This window comes from Lentzea sp. NPDC004789 (genome assembly GCF_053601075.1).
This window is the reverse complement of record NZ_JBSGBE010000001.1, coordinates 231,204-252,039: the sequence shown is the minus strand read 5'-3', so window position 1 is coordinate 252,039 and position 20,836 is coordinate 231,204. Positions and strand designations below refer to the sequence as shown.

The window sequence follows — 20,836 nt, the reverse complement described above, 5'->3', positions numbered from 1 at the left end:
GCCTTTCGGAGTGCTCGTGAACGGCGCTCCCGGACGACGACCTATCGCCCGACCGTGACCCCGCAGGGGAGCACCCATGTCGAAATGTTCACGGGTACCACCTCCTCGGTCTCTCGCACGGTCGCCGGAAAGCTAGCACCGCGGTCGTCGCTCGCCCAAGCGTTTTACGGTTGACGTGCGGGTTTTACTGACCGGGTGCGGACGACCATCATCAAGAAGACCCTGCGCGTGCCCCTGTCGGACGGCGCGCGGGGCGATGGCGGCACGACCGCCAGGCAGCTCGACGTCGCGCTGATCAGGTCCGGGTTCAAGGCCTCGCGCGAGCTGCTCGAACACGTCACGGGCCTCGCGGACGCGGACGAGTACGCCCAGACGGTCGTCCGGGCGGTCGAGGAACTCCTCGGCGCGCGGGCCGAGCACAACCCGTACTTCAGGAGCTTCCCGCACGACGTGCCGGGCACCCTCGACCACTGGCTGGCGTGCATCTTCCACTTGCGCAGCTACGGTCGCGTCCAGCACACCTACGAGGAGATGCTGGCCGAGCACGACGAGCTGATCCCGTCGCTGAAGGACCGCGTCACCGTCCTGCACCTCGGCGGCACCCTGGACGACGAGATCACCCGCCTCTACCTGGAGCTCGCGGCGAGCCCGATCCCGCTCGGCGAGGACGACCGGACTCTGTTGGGCGAACTCGCGACCCAGCGCCTCGACCTCGTGCCGGAAGCCGTTCCCACCAGGGAGAACCGCGCGATCCTCAACGCCGCCCGCCTCGTCGCGCAGCGGCCGTTGACCGGCATCGACACCGTCACCGACGTCCTGCGCCTGGCCGCGGAAGCCTCCGGCGGCGACGTGACGCTGCGCGAGCCGACCCGCTTCCGGTCGTTCCGCAGGCCGGAGCGCCGGGCGCTGCTCGCCGCGCTCGACGGGGTGGACGCGAGCAAGTTCGGCGACGTGGGTCAGCACCGCGAGGCGTGGAAGCGGCTGGGGGAGCGCCTGCACCCGCACGAGCACCCGTTCGAGCGCGCCCAGGACGTGTTCGCCGTGGCGCGCAAGGAGAAGACCGCCCGGTCGTTCGCCGGCCAGGTCGAGCTGGCGTTCGCGGACAACGATCCCGATCTCGCGTTGCGCATCCTCTCGAAGGCGCCCGGCATGCTGCTGCGCCAGGTGGACCGGTTGGTCCGCAGCGGCGCTTCTGGCGTTGCCGACGCTGTCCGCGTGGCGGTGCCCGACGTGTCCGGACGCGTGCTGGTGTCGGTGCTGGAGCACCTGTCGAACCGCGGAAAGCCCGACACCGCAAGGGTTTTCGCGAACCGCGCGCGCAAGGTGTGGATCGCCGACGACACCCGTCCGCCGATCGACACCACCGCGATCGTCGAGGTCATCGAGGACGAGCTGGTGCGCAGGCTGCCGGACTTCTCGTCGCTGACCGTCGATCCCGAGCTGCTCGACGTCGTCGTGCCGGTGTCCGGCACCGCCACCGAGGACGGTTTCGGCGTGCTGCCGCGCGGGTCGAAGCTGTGGCTCGAAGGCGACGTCCTGCGGTTCTTCGTGCACTGGCGGCAGGCGTCCAGGTGCACCGACTACGACCTGTCCGCCTTGCTGCTCAACGAGAACTTCGAGTACCAGGGGCAGGTGTCGTGGACGAACCTGAAAGCCGGTGGGGTCGTCCACTCAGGTGACGTCACCGATGCCACCGACGGCGCGACGGAGTTCCTCGACCTGCACCGCGACGCGATCGACGCCAAGTACGTCGTGCCGCAGGTGAACATCTTCTCGGGGGAGAGGTTCGACGAGGTCGCCGAGTCGATGTTCGGGTTCATGACGCGCGACCTCGACCAGATGGGCAAGCCGTTCGAACCGGGCACCGTGCGCGCCCGCTCTTCCATGCGCGGCAAGGGAAAGGTAGCGCTGCCGGTGATGTTCGAACGGCAGGGCGACCTCTGGTTCGGCACGTGGCTGCACCTCTACCTGCGCGGCGAGCCGTGGGGCAACCGGGTCGAGGCGAACCGCGACCTGGTCAAGCTGATCGCCGCGGCGGCGTTGCACCGCAAGTACTTCACGGTCCGCAGGCTCGTGGAGCTGTTCGAGCGCAAGGGTGCCACGCCGGGTGGCCGGTCCATCCACATTGGACCCGTGGCGGAACTGGCAAACCTGCTGTCGGATTGAGGGCTTCGCTGCTAACGTGACACGAGCGAGGCCATGAGAGAGCTTCCTGCCAACTCCTGTAAAGAATCAGCGCTCTCGCTCTCCTCGCACCGAACGTCAGGACCACTCGACGGCGATGCCGGCAATTCCGGGGCCGACATCGCCGAAGTACGCGCTGACCACGCCGCCGAGTCCGCACACCAGCTCCTCGACGTCGACCGGCGTCGCGTCGGCCGAGGCGCGGAACTGCTTGGTGCAACGCGCGGGCATCGCGCGCCGGTGGAACGACAGCTGCACGAGGTACGAGCAGCACGCGTCGCGGAACGTCCGGTGGTGGCCGGGCGTGGCGCCGCCGGTGTCGTCGACGATGGTGAAGCTGAAGACGTGTTCCTCACCGGCCGCGAGCCGCCGGTCGAAGAGCATCTCCACCGCCAGGTTGCGGGAAGCGCTTTCCCGGCGCAGCCGCCCCTGCCGGCATCCTTCCCCGGCTCTCACCAACGCGTTCTCGATCAACGCGCCGTCGTCGCCGCGGTGCACCGCCAGGTACCGGTCGGGTCCCTGCCGGACCGCCCGCACGACCAGCCGCGTGGTGATCGAGCGCTGTTCGCGGTGCATGCCGATCTGCACGGTGTCGTGCACGGACAGCACTTCGAGGTCGGCGTTGCCCCGCGCGGCCTCCGGCACCGAGTCGAACGTCGCGAGCAGCGGCGCGGGTTCCGGCCAGGTCGCCACCGGGCGCGGCAGGTAGGTGTTGGCGGTGCGCGGGCCGATCAGGTCCAACAAGGACGATGGCGGCAGACGCAACACGGACTCCAGCGCGCGCACCGTGCTGATGGCGCGGGGGACCTCGGGATGGCGCAGACCGCGTTGCCAGTAGGAGAGCGTCGACTGGCCCACTTGGACCCCGAGTTGTTCGAGGTGGGCACGCAGCCGGGCGAGCGAGAGGCCCCGATGGGCGATCGCCTCGCGCAGGGCGCGGTGGAACGGCCCGTAGCGGAGCGTCTCGGCGAGAGGGGTCGGCAGACCCCCGGTCGGGTTACCGATCGGCTCGTCGACCGATCCGGCGTGCCCGGAATCCGCGGCCACCGCGGCACCTACCCTTCACACACGCGCCGTGTGACTGTTCACCGTAGTCACTCGTTCTGGTGATCGAAAGATCGGATTTCGCCCGTGTGGGGGATGTGTGGCGGCCATGTGAGTGGCCGTTAGGGTTCGCCGGGTGGGAAAGCTCGTGGTGATCGAAGGCCTTGACGGCGCCGGCAAGCGGACGCTCGCGAACGGCCTGACCGAGGCGTTGCACGCTCAGGGCAGGACCGTGACCAGCCACGCGTTCCCGCGCTACGGGGTCAGCGTGCACGCCGACCTGGTGCGCGACGCCCTCTACGGCGAGGTCGGCGACCTCAGCGACTCGGTCTACGGCATGGCCGTGCTGTACGCGCTGGACCGGCGCGGTGCCGCCGACCAGATCCGCAAGGACCTGGAGGAGCACGACGTCGTGCTGCTCGACCGGTACGTGGCCTCCAACGCCGCCTACAACGCCGCGCGGCTGCACCAGGACGAGCACGGCGAGTTCGTCGAGTGGGTGCGCGCGCTGGAGATCGACCGCTTCGGCCTGCCCGTTCCCGATCTGCACCTGCTGCTCCGCGTGCCCGTCGAGGTCGCGGCCGAGCGCGCGGCCAAGCGCGAGCAGGACGACGACACCCGCGCCCGCGACATCTACGAGTCCGACGGCGGGCTGCAGGCCAGGTGCGGTGTCGTCTACGACGGACTGGCGAGAATCAACTGGCTCGCCCCCTGGCAGGTCATCGACGGGCGGTCAAACGTGAACTTTTCTTCGCTTTTGGCACCGATCTTCACTCCTTGAGTGGTCGCTCACGTGCGTACCGATTGACACGATCGTGGCTCCGGTGTGTCACTGTGAGTGAACGGGAGATCACAATTTGAAGCGTGTTCTGCAGCGCCCCCCGGTCGGAGTGGCCCGCACGGCTGTTCTGATCGCTGCCGCCCGCGCCACCGAGCAACGTCATCTCCGCCCCCTCTTCACCGACCCGCTGGCCGCCGCCCTGGTTCAGGCCGCCGGCTCCGCGAGCGACCTGAACGGTGTCCGGACCCTCGCGGGCGAGCACTTCGTCCTGCGCACCCGGTACTTCGACGACCAGCTCCTCAGCTCGGCCCAGCCCCAGGTCGTGATCATGGCGGCGGGCCTCGACACCAGGGCGTTCCGGCTGCCGTGGCCGCCGGGCACCACGCTCTTCGAGCTCGACCTGCCCGAGCTGGTCGAGTTCAAGGAGGACGCTCTGCACGACCTGCACGCCCGGCCCCGGTGCGAACGGATCCCGGTTCCCTGCGACCTGCGGGACGACTGGGCCTCCGCGTTGATCCACGCGGGGTTCGACCCGAACAGGCCCACTGCGTGGTTGCTGGAGGGCCTCTTCATGTTCCTGCCGCCGGACGTGGGCGATCTGGTCCTGCACTGGGTGAGCGCGCTGTCCACCCGCGGCAGCACCCTCGCGCTCGAACACGTCAACCGCGCCTTCCGCGACCTGCCGCAGATGCGAGCCGTGCACGAGAGGTTCGACGCGCTGGACGCCCGCTGGCGGTCCGACGTGGACGATCCGGTCGAGTGGCTGGCCGCCCACGGCTGGCACGCCTCGGTGACGCACCCGGCCGACCTCGCCGCGCGGCACGGGCGTCCGGTGCCGGCGATCACCGATCCGGCGCAGGTGGGTGACGCGCGCATCTGGCTGGCCTCGGCGATCCACACCGTCTGACCACACCGGGTAACGAAAGGTGAGCATCTCGCGGATACTCCGGCGACGAGCAGGCAGAATCGGGCGAGGTGGGGTACGTGGAGCGACAGTTCCGGCCGGTTACCGAACGACCGCACACCGCCACCAGCGGCAACGGAACGTGGGTGGTGCGCGAACGCGCGACCGGGAGTGCGACGATGTTGAGCATGAAGGCACGCGTGCTCGTCGTCGATGACGACCCCGCCCTGGCGGAGATGCTGACGATCGTGTTGCGCGGGGAGGGCTTCGACACCGCGGTGGTCGCCGACGGTGCCCGTGCCCTGCCCGCGCTGCGCGAGCTCAAGCCCGACCTCGTGCTGCTCGACCTGATGCTGCCGGGCATGAACGGCATCGACGTCTGCAAGGCGATCAGGTCCGAGTCGGGCGTGCCGATCGTGATGCTCACGGCCAAGAGCGACACGGTCGACGTGGTGCTGGGCCTCGAGTCCGGCGCCGACGACTACGTGGTGAAGCCGTTCAAGCCCAAGGAGCTGGTGGCCCGCATCCGGGCGCGCCTGCGCCGGACCGAGGCCGAGCCGTCCGAGGTGCTGCAGATCGGCGACCTCACGATCGACGTCCCCGGCCACGAGGTGCTGCGCGAGGGCAGGCCGATCCAGCTCACGCCGCTGGAGTTCGACCTCCTCGTGGCGCTCGCCCGCAAGCCGCGCCAGGTGTTCACCCGCGAGGTGCTGCTGGAGCAGGTGTGGGGTTACCGCCACGCCGCCGACACGCGCCTGGTGAACGTGCACGTGCAGCGGTTGCGTTCCAAGGTCGAACGGGACCCGGAGCACCCCGAGGTGGTGTTGACTGTCCGCGGTGTCGGCTACAAGGCCGGCCCTCCGTGACAGGTGGCGTATGAAGTTCGTTCGTCCGGTCGTCGCGAAGGCGCAGTTCCTCCTCGAGGAGGGGCGCAAGCGGTGGGCCGCATTCGGTGACCTGTGGCGTCGTTCGCTGCAGTTGCGCGTTGTCGTGTCCACGCTCGCGTTGTCGTCCGCAGTGGTGTTCGTGCTGGGCATGGTCCTGCAGATGCAGATCACCAACCAGCTGCTGAACACCAAGGACGAGGCCGCGGTGCGCCAGGCGATGGCCTCGCGCAGCCTGATCCAGTCCGATCTGGTCGGTCTCAACCCCGGCCCGGACAGCGTGCAGACGCGGTTCCAGAGCGCCATCAACAAGCTCGCCGTCGGTGGCTCCGGCACGGACGCCACCACGGCGGGAGCCGGTGCGTTCGAGCCCGTCCTGGCCGACGGGCTCGGGTCGGCCGGTGCCGGACGGGTGCCGGCCGTCGGCCCGCTGGAGGACGTGCCGCGCGGTCTGCGCGACATGGTCGAGAACGGCGACGAGGGCACCCAGATCCACACGGTGCAGCGCGACGGCACGCCGACCACGCTCTTCGTCGTGGGTCTGCCGATCAGCACGTCCGCGCGCTCGATGCAGCTGTACCTGATCTTCCCGCTGACCGCGGAGCAGCGCACCGCCGAGGTCGTGCAGTCGACGCTCGCCGTCGGCGGCATCGTGCTGCTGATCCTGCTCGCGCTCATCGCGAACCTCGTGACGCGCCAGGTCGTCCGGCCGGTGCGGCAGGCCGCCGAGGTCGCGGAACGGTTCGCGGACGGCGTTCTGCACGAACGCATGCACGTCGTCGGCGAGGACGACGTGGCACGCCTGGCCGAGTCGTTCAACGAGATGGCCGAGTCGATCCAGGCCCAGTTCAAGCAGCTGGAGGAGTTCGGCCAGCTGCAGCGCCGGTTCACCTCGGACGTCTCGCACGAGCTGCGCACGCCGCTGACGACCGTGCGCATGGCCGCGGACGTCCTGCACGCCTCGCGCGAGCAGTTCCCCGCCGGGCTCGCCCGCTCGACCGAGCTGCTGGTCGACGAGCTGGACCGGTTCGAGTCGCTGCTGGGCGACCTGCTGGAGATCTCGCGGCTGGACGCCGGCGTCGAGGAGCTCACCGCCGAGCAGGTCGACATCCGCGTGCTCGCGCGCCGCGCGCACGACTCGGTGCGCGCGATCTCGTCGAGCGCCGGTTCGCCGGTCGTGCTGGACCTGCCGGACTCGGAGCTGGTGGCCGAGCTGGATTCCCGCCGCGTGGAACGGATTCTGCGCAACCTGCTCGCCAACGCCATCGACCACGGCGAGGGCCAGCCGGTCGAGCTGACCATGCGCGGCAACGACGACGCCGTCGCGATCACCGTGCGGGACCACGGCGTCGGGCTGCGGCAGGGCGAGGCCGAGCTGGTGTTCAGCCGCTTCTGGCGCGCCGACCCGTCGCGCAACCGCCGCACCGGTGGCACCGGCCTGGGCCTGTCGATCTCGCTGGAGGACGCGCGCCTGCACGGCGGCTGGCTGGAGGCGTGGGGCGAGCCCGGCCACGGCGCCGTGTTCCGGCTGACCCTGCCGCGCCGGCACGGCGAGGAGGTGCGGGAGAGCCCGCTGCCGCTCGCGCCCGCGATCGCGCTCGCCCCCGTCGTGGTGGTCGACGAACCGCCGGTGGCCGACGAGCCGGAAGAGGTCGAGCTGACGCCGGAGGAGATCACCTGGCAGCCCGCCGAGCCCGTCGACGGGACACCCGTTGAGAAGCCCAGTGCGCAGTCAGAGGTTTCGGAGGAAGTGCGGTGAAGCGGCTCGCGTTGCTGTTGCTCGTCCTCATGACCGTCACCGCGTGTGCGGCGATCCCGACGAACACCCAGCCGAAGCCGATCGGGCCGAAGGACAACAAGACCACCAAGACGTTCTCGGCACCGGAACCGCCGCGCGACATCGACCCGCTCATGCTCGTGCGCGACTTCATCGACGCGACCTCGGACCCGCACAGCGACTACGCGGCCGCCCGCGCGTACATGACGCCGGAGGCCAACAAGAACTGGAACACCAAGAACCCGATCATCATCGAGTCGGACTTCAAGACGGTGCCGACGCCCCAGTCGCCGCAGGACAAGACGCAGTACGTGCTGCTGCAGAGCAAGAAGATCGGCCGCCTCGGCGGTGACAACGCGTTCGTGCCGGAGGTCGGCGACCTCAACGAGTCGGTGAAGCTGGAGCGCAACAGCGACAACCAGTGGCGCATCTCGGCCGCGCCGTCGGCCGTCTACCTGCCGCTGAACGTCTTCAACGACAACTACCGCCGGGTGACGCTCTACTTCTACAACCCCGAGTTCACCGTCCTGGTGCCGGACCCGCGCTACGTGGTGGTGCCGCCCGCGACGAGCATCCCCACGCGCGTCACCGAACTGCTGATCAAGGGCCCCGGCGACACCCTGCGGGACACGCTGGTGAGCGCGCTCAGCCCGGACACCGACACGTACTCGGAGACCAAGGAAGCCGACGACGGGGCGCTGGAGGTCAACCTCACCAAGGTGGGCAAGGACCTGACGCCCGAGAAGCGCAAGCAGATCGTGGCGCAGGTCGTGAAGTCGTACTCCGGCGTCACGACCTCGCGGGTGCGCGTGCTCGTCGACGGCCAGCAGATCCTGCCGGACCAGCGGGACTACCGGCCGTCCGACGTGTCGGCGACCGCGGGCGAGCCGTTGCTGGCGCTGAACGCGAACCTCCAGGGCATGTTCGTGACGGACGGGGCGATCAAGTCGCTGCCCGACGGCAACCCGATCAAGGGCCCAGCGGGCAGCGGCGCGTACGGCGCGGTGAGCGCGGCACAGTCCCTCGACGGGTCGAGACTCGCCGTGGTCTCCCGCGAGGGCGGCGGCATGCGTCTGCGCGTGGGAGAGCTCGAACAGGAGTTGTCCCAAGTGGACCTCCAGGCGACCACGCTCACCAGACCCACGTGGCTGCTGTCCAGCGGCCCGAAGGAGCCGGGCACCGAGGTGTGGACGGTGGCCAACGGCTCCGTCGTGAACCGCGTGACCCGAGCCGACAACGGCAGCTGGACGGCCAAGGGAGTCAACTTCAGCGGCCTGTCGCAGTACGGTTCGATCAGCGACCTCCGCCTGTCCCGCGACGGCACCCGCGCGGCGCTGGTGATCGGCGGAACCCTCTTCGTCGCCTCCGTCGTGCGCAACAACGAGGACGTCGCGCTGCGCGCACCCCGCCCCATCCAGCAGTCGGTGCTGGGCTCCTCGGTGCAGTCCATCGACTGGCTGGCCCCGGACGTGCTGGTCGTGGCCTCCTCACTGCCCTCGCTGCCGGTCACCAAGGTCTACACCGACGGGTTCCGGCTCGACCGCTACAGCCAGTCGAACCTCACCGTGCCGGTGGCTTCGGTGGCGGCGGCGCCTGCTCGTCAGGTGCAGGTGATCGACCCCTCGGGCCTGTGGTCGGCGTCGGACATCACCGACGTGTGGAAGTCGAGCTCGATCCGGGTGTCGCCCGGTTCGCTGGTGTTCTACCCGGGCTGACCGGGACGGGCTCGCGGTCGTGCCGGGCCAGGTCGCCGGGCGGGCGCCGTGTTGTTCGTCGTGTGCGCGGGTTGGCGGGTTGTACCGAGGCAGATCACCCGCGCAGACGTCGACCGCGTCTTCGGGCGGGGTGCGGCGGGTTACCTGATGCCCGCGTACCGCCTCGCCCGGGGAGTCGCGTGGCTCGTTGCCGAGCCAGATCACCGGCGTGGGCAGGCTCGGCGACCTACGTCATGGCCCCGGACAGCTGCCACGCAGCCCAGGCCGCGCCACACCGCTCGCCGGCCCCGCTACCCGGGCGGATTCGGCCGGGCCGACGTCAGCGCCAGCACGGCGTGCGTGCGCACCCCCGCCCGGCGCAGAGCACCGACACAGGCCGCTGCCGTCGCACCCGTGGTGATCACGTCGTCGAGCAGCACGGTGGTGCCCGGCGGCGGTCTGCCGTCGACCAGGACCCGGCCCGCGAGGTTGCGCCTTCGTTCGGCGGCGCTCAGCCCCACCGAGTCGCTCACGCCGGGCGCGAGCCGCAGGATCTGGGCCGCGGTCGCGATGTGGACGGCCCGCGCGACTCCCAGCATGTGGTCGCCGCCCCTGTCGCGGGCGGCGCTGCGGCGGGACGGTGCGGGGACGAGCGTCCACGGCCGGGGACCCACGGCGACCAACGCCGCCGCGACGAGGGCGCCGAACCAGGCCGCCAGCGCCCGTGCGCCGCGTTCCTTGAAGGCGAGCACGAGTTCCCTCGCGGGGCCGTGATAGGCGGCCAGCGTCCACACCGGCGGCCCGACGCCGGGGACCTGGAGCCGGGCCGGCGGACCGAAGGTGTCGAGGCAGGTGGCGCAGCAGGCGGTGCCGGGTCGGTCGCAGCCGGCGCAGGCGGGTGGCAGGAGCAGGTCGAGTGCGGTCATGGGACAAGGATGGCGACGGGGTCTGACAGAAAATCGCGGTCGCGGTGCTGGGCCTGCCGCGGGGGACTTTCGGCACCGCCCACAAGGGTGAAGTTCTGGTTGGGTTGTCGATCACCGTTGGGTCCAGGGTGGACGCATCGGCCCAGCTCGCTGCGAGTTCTGTGACGACGTCCCAAGATCCGGAACTCGTTTCGACCCGTTCGCGGCAGAGTCTGTTGACCCCGTGTTTCAGAACTGAGGCGTCCGCAAGTCCGTCGTCTCAACTGGCGGGCCGGTGGTGCACGGGGCGTCCTCCGTCGGCAGGTCGGACCGGTGCTCAGCGGCCACCCGCGTGGCCGGTCGGAGTTAACGACTATTCACATGCGGAGCTGACCAGCGGTTATTCCTGGAAATACCGTGGTGTCCGGTCGTGTCGGTGATCAACGGCCTTGTCCGGCATTGGGCGAAATCCCCCGTTCAGGCGGGCGTGACTGGGTCGTGATCGGTCATCGGCGCCGATCAGTTCGGTCGCAAGAAGTGCGCTTCGGCCCCAGTTCGCGGATCGGAATCGATCTCTTCGAGGTTTCGGGAACATGACGCGGGGGTCGCCCGTTGGCTGGGTATGAGGCCGCGACTGGACCCGTTCGACGCAGCGATGCTGCCGTCGAGTGCCGGTTCCGGGCTGAGCCGTACGGGTGAGCGAGATGCCGGTGAGCAGGGTTCGTGGCACGCTCGGGACATGACTGGCAACGCGCTGTCGTCGCGCTGCGTAGTCACCGAAAAATCTCGTCGTTCCCCCGGCAAGGGGGCTTACGCGACGGTGAATCCCAAGCTAACGTGCACCGCTATCAGCGTTCCCGGCCCGCGGGGAGGAGGCGAACAGCCCATGACCCTGGCGCCGTGAGAGCTGCGGAGGACGACCCTCTGCGACACAATCCGCGATCCAAGATCGCCACGGCGCGCTGAATCAGTCCAGCCAAAGCTCGCAGCAAAGCGAGGGAGGTCGTGTATGGACATCGTCGTTAAGGGCCGCAACGTCGAGGTGCCCGATCACTACAGGGTGCACGTCGCCGAAAAGCTGGCCCGGCTTGAGCGCTACGACCGCAAGGTCATCCGCTTCGACGTGGAGCTTTTCCACGAGCCGAACCGCCGACAGTCGAAGAACTGCCAGCGGGTCGAAATCACCGGCAAGGGACGTGGACCCGTGGTCCGTTCCGAAGCCTGCGCGGGTGACTTCTACGCCGCGCTCGATTCTGCGGTCGCAAAGCTCGAGAACCGCCTGCGCCGGTCACACGACCGCAGGCGAGTCCACCACGGGGCACGCGCCCCGATCTCGGTGGCCGAAGCGACAAGCGGACTGGGGGATCCCTCCGCCGCTGGCGAAACCATGACGTCACGCCGCGCGAAGACCGCGGTGCTCGACGCACCCGAGGCCGACTACGAGGGCATGGCGGAAGTGCCCGCGCAGCGGTGGGACGACGGCCTCGACGACAAGTTGCCCGGACGCGTCGTACGCGAAAAGGAGCACGCCGCCAAACCGATGACCGTCGACCAGGCCCTCTACGAGATGGAACTGGTCGGACACGACTTCTACCTGTTCGCCGACACCGACAGCGGGCGCCCGAGCGTCGTCTACCGCCGGAAGGGGTTCGACTACGGCGTGATCAGGCTGGCCTGACCCGGTAAACACAAACCCACCTTCGACCGCCGCCGCCCCGCACCCCTCGCGTGCGGGGCGGCGGCGTGCGTCTACCGCCACCCGGCCCCATCCCGCGCCTCGGCGTTCACCGTGAAGGTGAATCTCGCCCGACCAGGAACCTTTACGCGGGCCTCATGCGTTCTCCACACCAGTAGCCGAGGTGGCGGCACGTCCTGCGGAGGCACCTGACCTGCGTATACCAGGTCGCGGGGCCCAATCCGCCTGTGTCTGTGCGCACATCTTGGCGACTTGCCTACGATGGGCAGGGGAAAGGCGTCCGACGTGGGCGCGCCGCGATACAGGTGATGAGGTCTATCCAGATGGTGCTGTCCCGACTGCTCCGCTCCGGCGAGGGCAAGATGCTCAAGCGCCTCCGCAACATCGCAAACGCCATCAACGGGCTCGAAGATGACGTGGTCGACCTCTCCGACGCCGAGTTGCGCGCCAAAACCGACGAGTTCAGGAAGCGCCACGCCGAGGGCGAGTCGCTCGACGAGCTGCTGCCGGAGGCGTTCGCCGTGGCCCGCGAGGCCGCGAAGCGCACCCTGGGCCAGCGCCCCTACGACGTGCAGCTGATGGGTGGCGCCGCGCTGCACCTCGGCCAGATCTCCGAGATGCGCACCGGTGAGGGCAAGACGCTGACCTCGGTCATGCCCGTGTACCTCAACGCCATCGCCGGCAAGGGCGTCCACGTCATCACCACGAACGACTACCTGGCCAAGCGCGACGCGGACTGGATGGGCCGCGTGCACCGCTTCCTCGGCATGTCCGTCGGCGCGATCCTCTCCGAGATGACGCCCGAGCAGCGCCGCGTGGCGTACAACTCGGACATCACCTACGGCACGAACAACGAGTTCGGCTTCGACTACCTGCGCGACAACATGGCGTGGAGCCTGGACGAGTGCGTGCAGCGCGGCCACTACTACGCGATCGTCGACGAGGTCGACTCGATCCTCATCGACGAGGCCCGCACGCCGCTGATCATCTCCGGCCCGGCCGAGCAGTCGGCGCGCTGGTACACGGAGTTCGCCCGCCTCGCCCCGCGGATGCGCGGCATCGACGTCACGCAGCTCTCCCAGAAGGAGCGCCTCGAGGTCGTCGAGGAGAAGTCGAAGTCGTACCACTACCAGTACGACGAGAAGAAGCGCACGATCGCCGTCACCGAGCTCGGTGTGGAGTTCATCGAGGACCAGCTCGGCATCGACAACCTGTACGAGGCGGCGAACACGCCGTTGGTGGGCTACCTGAACAACGCCCTCAAGGCGAAGGAGCTCTACAACCGCGACAAGGACTACATCGTCCGCAACGGTGAAGTCATGATCGTCGACGAGTTCACGGGCCGTGTGCTCGCCGGCCGCCGCTACAACGAGGGCATGCACCAGGCCATCGAGGCCAAGGAAGGCGTGGAGATCAAGGCGGAGAACCAGACTCTCGCCACGATCACCCTGCAGAACTACTTCCGCCTGTACGAGAAGCTCGGCGGCATGACCGGTACCGCCGAGACCGAGGCGGCCGAGTTCCACCAGACCTACAAGCTGGGCGTCGTCCCGATCCCGACGAACCGCCCGCCGCAGCGCAAGGACCAGCCCGACCTCGTCTACAAGAGCGAGGAGGCGAAGTTCGAGGCCGTCGCCGAGGACATCGCCGAGAAGCACGAGAAGGGCCAGCCGGTCCTGGTCGGCACGACGAGCGTCGAGCGCTCCGAGTACCTGTCGAAGCTGTTGGTGCGCAAGGGCATCCCGCACGAGGTCCTGAACGCGAAGCACCACGAGCGCGAGGCGTTGATCATCGCGAAGGCGGGCCGCAAGGGCGCCGTCACGGTCGCGACGAACATGGCCGGTCGCGGTACCGACATCGTGCTGGGCGGCAACCCGGACATCCTGGCGGACCACGAGCTGCGCGAGCGCGGGCTCGACCCGGTGGAGACGCCGGAGGAGTACGAGCGCGAGTGGTCGAAGGTCGTCGAGGAGCTGACGACCCAGGGCAAGGCGGAGGCCGACGAGGTCCGCGAGGTCGGCGGCCTCTACGTGCTCGGCACCGAGCGCCACGAGTCGCGTCGCATCGACAACCAGCTCCGCGGCCGCACCGGCCGTCAGGGCGACCCCGGTGAGTCGCGCTTCTACCTGTCGCTGCAGGACGAGCTGATGCGCCGCTTCAACGCGTCCATGGTCGAGATGGTCATGACGCGCCTGAACGTGCCGGACGACGTGCCGATCGAGCACAAGATGGTCACCCGCGCCATCCGCAGCGCGCAGACCCAGGTCGAGCAGCAGAACTTCGAGATCCGCAAGAACGTCCTCAAGTACGACGAGGTCATGAACCGCCAGCGCACGGTGATCTACGCCGAGCGCCACCGCGTCCTCGCGGGCGAGGACCTGCGCGAGCAGGTCGAGCACATGATCGTCAGCGTCGTCGAGGAGTACGTCAACGGCGCCACCGCCGACGGCTACGCCGAGGACTGGGACTTCGAGAAGCTCTCGACCGCCCTCAAGACCCTCTACCCGGTCTCGGTGGACTTCAAGGAACTCCTCGAGTCCGATGAGGACATCACCCGCGAGTACCTGCGCGAGCTGCTCGTCGAGGACGCCCTGAAGGCCTACCGCGCCCGCGAGGCCGACATCGACGGCCGAGTCGGCGAAGGCGCCACCCGCGAACTGGAGCGCCGCGTCCTGCTGTCCGTTCTGGACCGCAAGTGGCGCGAGCACCTGTACGAGATGGACTACTTGAAGGAGGGCATCGGCCTGCGCGCCATGGCGCAGCGCGATCCCCTCATCGAGTACCAGCGCGAGGGCTTCGACATGTTCAACGCGATGCTCGACGCGTTGAAGGAGGAGACCGTCGGCTTCCTCTTCAACCTCCAGGTCGAGGCCGCCGAGCCGGAACCGGCCGAGCCCGAGGTCCCGGTGACCCTGAGCGCGGCCCCGCAGACCCTCCCGCAGGTCTCCGGCAACGGCGGCGGAGCCCGCGCCCGAGCCCGCGCCGCAGCGGCCGCCCAGCAGCAGGCGCAGCAGCAGTCGCAGGCCCCCGCAGGTCCGGCCATGGCGCAGCTGTCCAGCGGCAACGCCATCCCGCCCGCCCTGCGCGGCAAGGGCCTCGGCGGCCCCGGTGAGCAGCACCTGAGCTACAGCGGCCCGGCCGAAGACGGCGGCGTCGAGCAGCACGGCGAGGCCGCCGGCGGCGGATCCCAGCAGGGCGGCACCCGCAAGGAGCGCCGCGAGGCGGCCCGTCAGGCCGCCAAGGACCGCAAGCGTCGCTGACCTTTCGCAGTCGACCGACACGTGGGCCGCGTTCCTCCGGGAGCGCGGCCCACGCGGCTTTCGGGGAACGGTGGGGCGGACGGAACGCGCGGCGCACCAGCCGGGTCGCGTTTTGGTGTCGACGGCAGATGCCGGGCGGCAAGCACAACCGAAGTCCGTCGATCAAATCCGAAATCACTCCAGCACGGAGAACACGGTCAACCACCACCGCCCACCCCGATGCTCGGCCCGAGCCGCAACGGCCATCACCCGCCCGTCCCTCCGAACCGTCACCGACATCTCGGCCACGAACCGGGAGGGATGGCAAACCCGAGGCGCCCGAACCAACCGAGTGGTCCGCACCCGAACCAGCCGTCCCAGCCGAGCGACCAACGCGGGCACCGCGACCTCGCGCAACACCCGCGCCGGTCGCCGCGAGTCCAGCACCTCCAACACCACCCAGATCAACCGGGCAGCGTCCAACGCGGGCGGCGGAGGCTCCGGCACCGGCACCCAAACCGGCCGCGGGCGAGGTCGCGGCACGAAGGCCGCGCCGACAGGCGGCTCATAGGCAGGCAGACGGCGAACGACTGGGGGCATGCCGAACCAGGCGACGCACCGGGCCGCATCAGGACACGCACCACTCGAAAGTGGGTACCGTCCCAGGGGTGCTCAAAGCTCTGGTGCTCGACTACGGCGGCGTCCTGACCGACCCCGGCGAGAACAACGCGAAGGAACCTCCGTTGCTCACCGCCCTCAGGAAGGCCAAGCAGCACGGCCTGAAGACCGCCCTGCTGTCCAACGCGGACGGCTGGTGGCAGCCGCCGTGGCAGGACCTCTTCGACGCCGCGGTCATCTCCGGCGAGGTCGGGCTGGCGAAGCCGGACCCGGAGATCTACCTGCTCACCGCGACCAAACTCGATCTCGAACCCGGCGAGTGCGTGTTCGTCGACGACCTCGCGATCAACGTCAGGGGTGCGGCGGAGGCGGGCATGGTCGGTGTCCACCATCGGTCGACCGAGTCCACCCTCGAGGAGCTGGAAATCCTGCTAGCGATCGCACTCCGCGATTAGAGGTTCACCCCGCGGCGTAATTGCCCGGTATTCGGTGCGCGCACTAATGTCGATTGGGCAAGCAGTCGAATGCATAGGGGTTGGAAATGCGAAGAATTGTCGCTTGTGTTGCAGCCGCCATTGCAGCCACGGCAATTGCGACACCTGCGCAGGCGCAGGGGCCGCGCGATTGTTACGACGAGTACCAGCGCAACGGGCGCAGTGTCGAGGTGTTCTGCGACCACGGCGCGCCGAGCAGGTTCCAGGCGGTCGCGCACTGTTCCAACGGGCTGGGGTTCTACTGGGACCAGTACGGCACGGTCGGCCGGGTCAGGGGTGAGTCCTCGTTCGCCGAATGCACGTCATTGCTCGGGAACCCGCAGATCAACGATTATCACGTCCGCTGGCTCTGAGCGCGGCGCACCAGTTCGAAGCAGAGCACGGCCGCCGCTGAGGCCACGTTCAGGGATTCCACACCGGCCGCCATCGGGATCGAGATCCACGACGTGATGTGCGGGCGCACGTCGTCGGTGATTCCGGAGGTTTCGCTGCCCAGCACGAAAGCGGCGCGGCGGTCGAAAGACGCGGAATACAGCGTGTCGGAAGCGTGGGAGTCCAACGCGTAAAGCGGGAACCCCGCGGAGCGCAACAAAGCCGAGGCCTCCGCCGCGGTGCCGCAGCGCAGCACGGGCGCGCGGAAAGCCACCCCGGCGGAGGCCTTCACCACCAGGGGGTCGATCGACGCGACGCCTCGGCGCGGCACCACGATGCCGTCGATGCCCGCGGCGGTCGCGGTGCGCAGGATCATGCCGACGTTCGCGGGCGTGGTGATGCCGTCGAGCACCAGCACGGACCGCAGCCCGCCCTCTTCCAGCGCCAGGGCAAGGGGCTTCATGCGGGGCGCCACCACGTCGGCGAGCACGCCCTGGTCCTGCTTTCCGTTGCCCGCCAGCACCTTCACGCGCTGTGCGGTGGCGCGCTGGACGGACACCCCGCGCGAGCGGGCCGCGTCGAGGATCTCGCGTGCCGCCGGGCCGCGGGCCGTGTCGGCGAGCACCACCTTGTCCACCGAGAGCGCCGGGTCGTCCAGTGCCTCCAGCACTGGCTTGCGGCCGTAGACGGTGACGAAGCGGTCCTTGGGCGAGATCTCCACGAGCAAAAGGGTGACAGAAGCGGGCACCGCAGGCTCAAACGGGTGAAGAGTGCGACTAGAGCCGTTCGGCCCTTGTGCTTTGGATCATATGCATGATGATCGTCACATGACGGCAGGTATGCGCAGCGTCGCGCAACGTCAACATCTCGCGAGCGGTCAGGACTCGGACGTGTTCATCCGGTCCGACGGCTTGCTGGTCAAACGCACGCGCACCGGCCGTGACCTGCGGCGCGAGGCCGAGATGATGCGGTACCTGAGCGGCCACGGCATTCCCGTCCCGCGCGTGCACGAGGCCACCGAGGAAGAGCTCGTCATGCAGTACGTGCCCGGTCCGCGGATGTCCCAGGAGATCGGCCGCCGGCCGTGGCTCGCCGGCAGCCTCGGCACCCAGCTGGCAGACCTGCACCACCGCCTGGACGCGATCCAGGCCCCCGACTTCCTCAGCGGTGAGGGCCGCCTCCTGCACCTCGACCTGCACCCCGGCAACGTCGTGCTCGGCCCGGAAGGTCCCGTGGTCCTGGACTGGGCGAGCGCCACCAAGGGCGACCGCAGGCTCGACGTCGCGCTCAGCTGGGTCTCGCTCGCCGTCGCGCGCCTCGCGCCGGTCAAGAAGCTCACGCGGTGGCGGTTCCTCCGGTCGTTCATGGCCAACGTGGACCCGAGGGCGCTCGAAGCGATCCCGGAGGCCGCGCGCATCCGGCTGGAGCGCCACGACCGCGACCCCGTCGAACGTGCCGCACTTCAAAAGCTCATGGACCGCAAACGCCACTAGGCTGGCGGCATGCCGGACCGACTGTCAGCGCTGGACGCCTCGTTCCTGTACCTGGAGGACTCCACGACGCCGATGCACGTCGGTGGTGTCGCGGTGTTCCGCAGGCCCAAGGCGGGCTTCGACTACGACAAGCTCGTCGACCTGATCGAGCAACGTCTGAGCCTCGTGCCGCGCTACCGGCAGAAGGTCGTGCACGTCCCGGGACGCATCGCGCGCCCGGTCTGGGTCGACGACCCGGACTTCGACGTCACCTACCACGTCCGCCGAAGCGCCCTGCCCAAGCCGGGCAACGACGCGCAGCTGCACGACCTGGTCGCGCGCCTGATGTCCCGCCCGCTCGACCACTCCCGCCCGCTGTGGGAGATCTACCTCGTCGAGGGTCTCGCGAAGAACCAGACCGCGGTCATCACCAAGACCCACCAGGCCATGATCGACGGCATCGCGTCGCTGGAGATCGGCCAGGTCATGCTGGACGTGTCGCCGTCGCCGCGGACCAACGTCGAGAACCTCTGGATGCCGCAACCGGAACCGAGCTCGCTGCAGCTCGTGGCCGACGCGGTCACCGACATCGTGCACAGCCCCGGCGAGCTCGTGGAGAACGTCCGCAGCGCCGCGCTCGACACGGTCGCCACGGTCGAGAAGGTGTTCAACGCGTTCGGTGCCGTGGCCGCCGCCGTCCGCACCGCCGCGACGCCCGCGCCCGGCAGCCCGCTGAACGTCCGCATCACGTCGCCGCAGCGCCGGTTCTCCGTCGCGCGCGCTCAGCTCGACGACCTGCGCGCCATCCGCAAGGCGCACGGCGGCACCGTCAACGACGTGGTGCTCGCGGCCCTGTCCGGAGCGCTGCGCAACTGGCTGCTCAGCCGGGGCGAGATCGTCACCGGCAGCACCACGATCCGCGCGATGGCGCCGCTGTCGGTCCGCGAGGCGGACCCGGACTCGGGCAACAACGTGAGCGCCTACCTCGTTGATCTGCCGGTCGGCGAACCGAACCCGGTCGTGCGGCTGCACCACGTGTCGCACGCCATGCGCGCGCACAAGGAATCCGGCCAGTCCGTCGCCGCCGACGCGCTGGTGAAGGTCTCCGGCTTCGCGCCGCCGACGCTGCACGCACTCGGCGCGCGGGCGGCGAGCTCGTTCAGCCGCCGGCTGTTCAACGTGATCGTGACGAACGTTCCCGGCCCGCAGGTGCCGCTGTACGCGGCGGGCGCGAGAATGACCGAGATCTTCCCGGTCGTCCCGCTCGCCAAGAACCAGGCGCTGGCCATCGGGGTGACGTCGTACGACGGCGGTGTGTACTTCGGGCTGAACGGCGACCGCGACGCCATGTCCGATGTGGACGTTCTCGCGACCATGGTCGAGGAGTCGGTGGAGGAACTGATGGGTACGGCGAGCGCGTCATGAGGGTCTACATCCCGGCCACGGTGCCGATGCTCCGCACGTTCGTCGACAGCGGCGAACTGGCTCCGATCGGCGGCACCGCCTTCGCGCTGACGCCCGCGTTGCGCGAGTCGTACGCGGCGGGCGACACCGAGGAGCTCGAGTACGCCGCGATGCTCGACGCCGCACGGGCGTCGCTGCGCCTGCTGGCGGGCGAGGAGAAGGCGGAGCCGCGCCGCGCGGTGATCGCGGTCGACATGGACGACGTCACGCTGCGTCCGGACCTCGACCACTCGGTGGTGAAGGTCGCCGGTTCGGTGACGATGAAGGCCGTCGCGTCGGTGCACCTCGACACCTCGGAGGCCGAGGAGGACGTGCGCGCGGCGGCGGAGGTCGTGGACGCCGCGGACATGGGCGACCCGGACGCCGAGTTCACCCTGGGCAGCGCCGAGGACCACGAGCTGGCCTGGTACGCGCCGCAGGAGCTCGCGTTCGTGCTGGAACTGATGTAGGCCGGATCCCGGCCCGAGCAGGAGAACAGGACAACCCGTGAGCGACTTCAACGCCCAGGTCATCGAAGAGTTCCGGGCGAACGAGGGGCGGGTCGGCGGCCCGTTCGCCGGAGCCCCGATCGTGCTGGTCCACCACCGCGGCCGGCGCAGCGGCAAGGAGAACATCGCCCCGATGATGTACCTGCCGCACGAGACCGACGACGACGTCATCTACGTCTTCGCCTCCAAGGGCGGCGCCCCGCAGCACCCCGACTGGTACCACAACCTCGTCGCGTCAGGTCAGGCCACCGTCGAGCGCGGCACCGACACCTATGCCGTCAACGTCCGTGAGCTCACCGGTGCCGAACGCGACGAGCGTTACGACCAGCAGGCGAGCCGGTACCCCGGTTTCGCCGAGTACGCGGAGAAGACCGCCGGTATCCGCACCATCCCGGTCCTGGAGCTCACCCGCGCGTAGCTACATGCCCTCCGCGGGCTCCCAGAGCTCGATCCGGTTGCCCTCGGGGTCCACGCACCACCCGAACCGCCCGAACTCCGAGTCCTCGGTGTCCGGTAACACCTCGACCCCGCGTGCCTTCAGCTTGGCCATCAACGACGGCAGGTCGTCCACGCGCAGGTTCAGCATCGCGCGCTGATGCGGTTCGCCGATGTACTCGGTGTCCTGCGCGAACAACGCCATCGTCGTCGTGCCGGGCTGTTCGGGCGTGGCCGTGTCGAGCCAGTGGAAGGTGACGGTGCCCTTTTCGCTCATCGGTACGCCCAGGTTGTCGCGGTACCAGGCAGCCAGGCGCACCGGATCTCTGGAACGCAGGAAAACGCCACCGATCCCAGTCACCCGCGCCACCCGACGGACCCTACT

19 protein-coding genes are annotated in these 20,836 nt (G+C 69.3%); 14 read left to right on the top strand and 5 right to left on the bottom strand.

What is annotated here, in order from left to right:
* The first annotated feature begins 195 nt into the window (after positions 1-195).
* Positions 196-2,166 carry a TerD family protein gene (locus tag ACWEIJ_RS01135; protein ID WP_449835187.1) on the top strand — a complete coding sequence of 657 codons (1,971 nt, stop codon included), beginning with the start codon at positions 196-198 and terminating at the stop codon, positions 2,164-2,166.
* 96 nt (positions 2,167-2,262) lie between these two features.
* Here ACWEIJ_RS01135 and ACWEIJ_RS01130 read toward each other — a convergent pair whose 3' ends face one another.
* On the bottom strand, positions 2,263-3,231 hold the full coding sequence (locus tag ACWEIJ_RS01130) for a helix-turn-helix domain-containing protein (protein ID WP_449835186.1): 969 nt from the start codon (positions 3,229-3,231) through the stop codon (positions 2,263-2,265).
* Between the two features lie 133 nt (positions 3,232-3,364).
* Here ACWEIJ_RS01130 and ACWEIJ_RS01125 point away from each other — a divergent pair, with 133 nt between their 5' ends.
* The 5 genes from ACWEIJ_RS01125 to ACWEIJ_RS01105 all read left to right on the top strand — a co-directional run bounded on the left by ACWEIJ_RS01125 (position 3,365) and on the right by ACWEIJ_RS01105 (position 9,289).
* Positions 3,365-4,009 (top strand): dTMP kinase, encoded by a 645-nt coding sequence (locus ACWEIJ_RS01125; RefSeq protein ID WP_449835185.1) that lies wholly within the window; start codon positions 3,365-3,367, stop codon positions 4,007-4,009.
* 76 nt (positions 4,010-4,085) lie between these two features.
* Positions 4,086-4,916 (top strand): SAM-dependent methyltransferase, encoded by an 831-nt coding sequence (locus tag ACWEIJ_RS01120; RefSeq protein WP_449835184.1) that lies wholly within the window; start codon positions 4,086-4,088, stop codon positions 4,914-4,916.
* Positions 4,917-5,101: 185 nt separating this feature from the next.
* A complete protein-coding gene (mtrA, locus tag ACWEIJ_RS01115) occupies positions 5,102-5,779 on the top strand; it encodes an MtrAB system response regulator MtrA (RefSeq protein ID WP_030471262.1) in 678 nt (225 codons plus the stop codon).
* 10 nt (positions 5,780-5,789) lie between these two features.
* Positions 5,790-7,556: an MtrAB system histidine kinase MtrB gene (gene mtrB / locus ACWEIJ_RS01110; RefSeq protein ID WP_449835183.1), complete on the top strand. Its 1,767-nt coding sequence runs from the start codon at positions 5,790-5,792 to the stop codon at positions 7,554-7,556.
* Entirely contained in the window at positions 7,553-9,289 is a 1,737-nt protein-coding gene (locus tag ACWEIJ_RS01105; RefSeq protein ID WP_449835182.1) for an LpqB family beta-propeller domain-containing protein, read from the top strand. Before mtrB ends, ACWEIJ_RS01105 begins: the two co-directional genes overlap by 4 nt.
* A gap of 290 nt (positions 9,290-9,579) precedes the next feature.
* Here the strand turns inward: ACWEIJ_RS01105 and ACWEIJ_RS01100 are convergent, their stop codons facing one another.
* The gene (locus tag ACWEIJ_RS01100) at positions 9,580-10,194 is read right to left on the bottom strand and encodes a ComF family protein (protein ID WP_449835181.1); all 615 of its coding nucleotides are present in this window, start codon (positions 10,192-10,194) and stop codon (positions 9,580-9,582) included.
* A gap of 988 nt (positions 10,195-11,182) precedes the next feature.
* Here ACWEIJ_RS01100 and hpf point away from each other — a divergent pair.
* Positions 11,183-11,851 (top strand): ribosome hibernation-promoting factor, HPF/YfiA family, encoded by a 669-nt coding sequence (gene hpf / locus ACWEIJ_RS01095; protein WP_355445148.1) that lies wholly within the window; start codon positions 11,183-11,185, stop codon positions 11,849-11,851.
* A 341-nt stretch (positions 11,852-12,192) separates the two neighbouring features.
* On the top strand, positions 12,193-15,129 hold the full coding sequence (gene secA / locus ACWEIJ_RS01090) for a preprotein translocase subunit SecA (RefSeq protein ID WP_449835180.1): 2,937 nt from the start codon (positions 12,193-12,195) through the stop codon (positions 15,127-15,129).
* 174 nt (positions 15,130-15,303) lie between these two features.
* Here the strand turns inward: secA and ACWEIJ_RS01085 are convergent, their stop codons facing one another.
* Positions 15,304-15,708 carry an Rv3235 family protein gene (locus tag ACWEIJ_RS01085; RefSeq protein WP_449835179.1) on the bottom strand — a complete coding sequence of 135 codons (405 nt, stop codon included), beginning with the start codon at positions 15,706-15,708 and terminating at the stop codon, positions 15,304-15,306.
* Between the two features lie 68 nt (positions 15,709-15,776).
* On the opposite strand from ACWEIJ_RS01085, the gene ACWEIJ_RS01080 reads away from it, so the two are divergent.
* Both ACWEIJ_RS01080 and ACWEIJ_RS01075 read left to right on the top strand, forming a co-directional pair.
* Positions 15,777-16,181: an HAD-IA family hydrolase gene (locus ACWEIJ_RS01080; RefSeq protein WP_449835178.1), complete on the top strand. Its 405-nt coding sequence runs from the start codon at positions 15,777-15,779 to the stop codon at positions 16,179-16,181.
* 86 nt (positions 16,182-16,267) lie between these two features.
* A complete protein-coding gene (locus ACWEIJ_RS01075; RefSeq protein WP_449835177.1) occupies positions 16,268-16,573 on the top strand; it encodes a hypothetical protein in 306 nt (101 codons plus the stop codon).
* On the opposite strand, the gene ACWEIJ_RS01070 is transcribed toward ACWEIJ_RS01075, so the two are convergent.
* Entirely contained in the window at positions 16,555-17,313 is a 759-nt protein-coding gene (locus ACWEIJ_RS01070) for a TrmH family RNA methyltransferase (protein ID WP_449835176.1), read from the bottom strand. The genes ACWEIJ_RS01075 and ACWEIJ_RS01070 overlap by 19 nt on opposite strands.
* A gap of 106 nt (positions 17,314-17,419) precedes the next feature.
* Between ACWEIJ_RS01070 and ACWEIJ_RS01065 the strand changes: the two genes are divergently transcribed.
* From ACWEIJ_RS01065 to ACWEIJ_RS01050, 4 genes are read left to right on the top strand one after another with little or no spacing between them, the layout of a single operon-like run.
* On the top strand, positions 17,420-18,085 hold the full coding sequence (locus ACWEIJ_RS01065) for a phosphotransferase (RefSeq protein ID WP_449835175.1): 666 nt from the start codon (positions 17,420-17,422) through the stop codon (positions 18,083-18,085).
* A gap of 9 nt (positions 18,086-18,094) precedes the next feature.
* A complete protein-coding gene (locus ACWEIJ_RS01060; protein WP_449835174.1) occupies positions 18,095-19,489 on the top strand; it encodes a WS/DGAT/MGAT family O-acyltransferase in 1,395 nt (464 codons plus the stop codon).
* On the top strand, positions 19,486-19,977 hold the full coding sequence (locus tag ACWEIJ_RS01055; RefSeq protein ID WP_449835173.1) for a DUF6912 family protein: 492 nt from the start codon (positions 19,486-19,488) through the stop codon (positions 19,975-19,977). Before ACWEIJ_RS01060 ends, ACWEIJ_RS01055 begins: the two co-directional genes overlap by 4 nt.
* 37 nt (positions 19,978-20,014) lie before the next feature.
* Positions 20,015-20,434, top strand: a complete 420-nt coding sequence (locus ACWEIJ_RS01050) for a nitroreductase family deazaflavin-dependent oxidoreductase (protein ID WP_449835172.1) — start codon at positions 20,015-20,017, stop codon at positions 20,432-20,434.
* Here the strand turns inward: ACWEIJ_RS01050 and ACWEIJ_RS01045 are convergent, their stop codons facing one another.
* Positions 20,435-20,821, bottom strand: coding sequence for a VOC family protein (locus tag ACWEIJ_RS01045; RefSeq protein WP_355445178.1), 387 nt, complete (start codon positions 20,819-20,821; stop codon positions 20,435-20,437).
* Positions 20,822-20,836: the final 15 nt, after the last annotated feature.

Excerpts from the sequence above, each read along its gene's own strand:
- ACWEIJ_RS01085 (WP_449835179.1), bottom strand. The coding sequence starts at position 15,708 with ATGCCCCCAGTCGTTCGCCGTCTGCCTGCCTATGAGCCGCCTGTCGGC.
- ACWEIJ_RS01075 (WP_449835177.1), top strand. The coding sequence starts at position 16,268 with ATGCGAAGAATTGTCGCTTGTGTTGCAGCCGCCATTGCAGCCACGGCA.
- ACWEIJ_RS01100 (WP_449835181.1), bottom strand. The coding sequence starts at position 10,194 with ATGACCGCACTCGACCTGCTCCTGCCACCCGCCTGCGCCGGCTGCGAC.
- secA (WP_449835180.1), top strand. The coding sequence starts at position 12,193 with ATGGTGCTGTCCCGACTGCTCCGCTCCGGCGAGGGCAAGATGCTCAAG.
- ACWEIJ_RS01065 (WP_449835175.1), top strand. The coding sequence starts at position 17,420 with ATGACGGCAGGTATGCGCAGCGTCGCGCAACGTCAACATCTCGCGAGC.
- mtrB (WP_449835183.1), top strand. The coding sequence starts at position 5,790 with ATGAAGTTCGTTCGTCCGGTCGTCGCGAAGGCGCAGTTCCTCCTCGAG.
- ACWEIJ_RS01055 (WP_449835173.1), top strand. The coding sequence starts at position 19,486 with ATGAGGGTCTACATCCCGGCCACGGTGCCGATGCTCCGCACGTTCGTC.
- mtrA (WP_030471262.1), top strand. The coding sequence starts at position 5,102 with ATGAAGGCACGCGTGCTCGTCGTCGATGACGACCCCGCCCTGGCGGAG.
- ACWEIJ_RS01060 (WP_449835174.1), top strand. The coding sequence starts at position 18,095 with ATGCCGGACCGACTGTCAGCGCTGGACGCCTCGTTCCTGTACCTGGAG.
- hpf (WP_355445148.1), top strand. The coding sequence starts at position 11,183 with ATGGACATCGTCGTTAAGGGCCGCAACGTCGAGGTGCCCGATCACTAC.